This window comes from Xanthobacter sp. BG11Y11_SDJG, assembly GCF_057364445.1.
Map to the genome: position 1 here is coordinate 1 of NZ_JBNFNU010000514.1, position 2,511 is coordinate 2,511.

At 72.1% G+C, this 2,511-nt stretch carries 2 protein-coding genes and 1 pseudogene; 1 reads left to right on the forward strand and 2 read right to left on the reverse strand.

Annotated features, from left to right (window positions below):
* The first annotated feature begins 205 nt into the window (after nt 1-205).
* On the forward strand, nt 206-466 hold the full coding sequence (locus AC2W7M_RS23705) for a hypothetical protein (RefSeq protein WP_486135408.1): 261 nt from the start codon (nt 206-208) through the stop codon (nt 464-466).
* 67 nt (nt 467-533) lie between these two features.
* Here AC2W7M_RS23705 and AC2W7M_RS23710 read toward each other — a convergent pair whose 3' ends face one another.
* Together AC2W7M_RS23710 and AC2W7M_RS23715 are read right to left on the reverse strand one after the other, a co-directional pair.
* Nucleotides 534-1,325, reverse strand: a complete 792-nt coding sequence (locus AC2W7M_RS23710; RefSeq protein WP_486135410.1) for a lytic transglycosylase domain-containing protein — start codon at nt 1,323-1,325, stop codon at nt 534-536.
* Nucleotides 1,256-2,511, reverse strand: a pseudogene (locus AC2W7M_RS23715) (lytic transglycosylase domain-containing protein); the annotation flags it as partial. The pseudogene AC2W7M_RS23715 and the gene AC2W7M_RS23710, both read right to left, overlap by 70 nt.

A 2,511-nucleotide genomic window follows, 5' to 3' on the forward strand; every position in this document is an offset into this window, starting at 1 on the left:
CCGATGACGCCGCTTCAGACGTCCCCGTGGACCCGGACGGAGCCGGCCGCCGTGCCGCGCCGCCAGCGGTCCAGGGCGAACTGCTGCTCGGCGCGCCGAGCCATCCCCGCGCCGCCGGCGCCGCCGAAAGGGGCCAAAGCCTCAGGCGAAGCCCGCGGCCAGGGGCAATGCGGACGCCGATCATCCCGGCAGCCGTCCGCCGGCCTTGGAGCCGCCCGAGGCGGGCAGCGACGATCTCAAGCTCATCAAGGGCATCGGGCCGCAGAACGAGGCACGGCTGCACGCGCTGGGCATCCACCGGCTGGAGCAGATCGCCGCCTGGACCGCGGCGGAGGCCCAGTGGGTGGGCTCCTATCTGGCCTTTCCCGGCCGCATAGAGCGCGAGGACTGGATCGGCCAGGCCAAGGCGCTCATCGCCGGCACGAACCCGCAGGACCTGCGCCTGCCGCCGCGCCGCCCGCGGTGAGCGACCGGCGAAACGGCATCGGCCGCCCGCAGGCGGCCGATCGCGCGTCGGTGGTCGGCCGGGGTGGTCAGCGCGTGCGGGTGCCCCGCAGGTCCGCCTCCAGCTGGAGCTTGGTGGGGATGTTGAAGCGCACCTTGTAGACTTGGTAATTCTCCATCACCCGCTGCACATAGTTGCGGGTCTCGCCGAACGGGATGCGCTCCACCCAGTCCACCACGTCCACGTCCGGGTCGCGCGGGTCGCCGAACCGCTCGATCCACTTGCGCACATTGCCGCGCCCGGCGTTGTAGGCGGCGAACACCAGCACGCAATTGCCGTCATAGATGTCCCACAGCTCGCCCAGCTCGGCGGCGCCGAACTGCACGTTGTAGGACTGGTCGCTCATCAGGCGCGCCTCGTTGTAGGTGGCGCCCGTGACCTTCGCCACCTGGCGCCCCGCCGCCGGCGTCACCTGCATCAGCCCCATGGCCTTGGCGCTCGACACGGTGCCGGGATGAAAGTGGCTCTCCTGGCGCGCCACCGCATAGACCATGGCCTTGTCCACCGGCGTGCCGATGGGCGTGTAGTTGGGCAGGCCGGAGGTGGGGAAGGCGATCAAATCGGTGGGCATGCCGCCGTCGCCGAGGCTCTCGCGGCCCACCGCCAGCGCGCCGCGGGCGTCGCCATTGGCCTGCGCCAGCTCGGCGAGCAGCGTGAGCTGGCCCGGCTCCTTCAGGTTCCAGGCGAGGTCGTAATAGATGGTCAGCGGGATATCGCGCTCGCCGATGGCGTAGAGCAGGCGGATCGCCTTCACCGCCTCGATGCGCGGGAAGGTGCTGCGGTCCGAGAAGGAGGGCTGCGCGGCGTTGCGCAGCGCCACCGGCTGGACGCCCAGCTCGGTGCGCGCGAGCTGGCCATAATAGGCGGTGGAGAACTGCGCCGCCGCCTGGAAGCGCGCCTGCGCCGTGCCGCGGTCTCCCGCGGCGGCGGCCGCGCGGCCCTGCCAGTAAAAGCGCGCGCCAGAGTGATGGGGTGCGACTGGCCCTCGGCCGCGGCGGCGAAATGCTGGCTCGCGGTGCGCGGATCCTTCAGGAAGCGCAGGGCGATCCAGCCGGCGGTGAATTGCTGTTCGGCGCGGTAATTGTTGGCCTCCGGCTCGACCCCGGTGGCGGCGACGCGGTAGGCGGTGCGCGCATCGCCTACGTCGATCAGGTCGCGGGCGATGAAGCGCCGCTCGATCCACCACTGGTCCGGCGCCAGCGCCGCGTTCTGGCTCTTGGCGCCCTGGAGGATGGCGCTCGCGGCCTCCGCCGGCTTGTCGGAGCGGCGCAGCAGGCGGGCCTTGGCGAACTGGTAGGCGGGATCGTTCCCGAAGCTGCCGGGCACCTGGGCGAACAGCTTGGCGGCGTTCGCATTGCCGTCCACCACGGCGAGGCGCGCCTTGGTCAGCGCCACCACGTCCGAGCCGGCGCGGCCCGCCGCGCGCAAGGCGCGGTCGCTCTCGCCGAGATAGCTGAAGCGGTCGGCGCGCGCCTTGTGGTCGGCGCGGGTGAGGAGCGAGCCGAACTCGGCCAGCACCTGCTCCTCGAACGCCTCGGTCAGCTCGTCCTGGTACCAGGCCTCGCGCACCCAGTCGGTGGCGTCGGAGCGGGCGCCGGTAACCATGAGCGCGCGGGCGAGCGCGATCTTGCCCTCGCCGGAGATCGGCGGCTGCTGGGAGAAGAACGCGCGCACCGTGGCGGGATCGCGCTTCTCCTGGAACAGCATGCGCTCGGCGCGGCGGCGCAGCGTGTTCTGCGTCGGCCAGCCGGGCTTCTCCTCAAGGAAGGTGTTGATGCCGTTGAAGCCGAGATATTGCGGCGCATGCCGGGCAACGAGCCATGTCACCAGCGAGCGCGCCACCTCGTCGTCGAGATCGCGGGCCAAAGCGAGGGCCTCGTTGCCCTTGCCGCTGCGCGCGGCGGCGACGGCGGATTTCAGCGTGCCGAGTTCCCCCGAGGGGATCGCGGCGGACGCGGCGACGGTGGGCGGCGCCGCAGGCTTCGGCGGCGGCACCACGCGGGCCG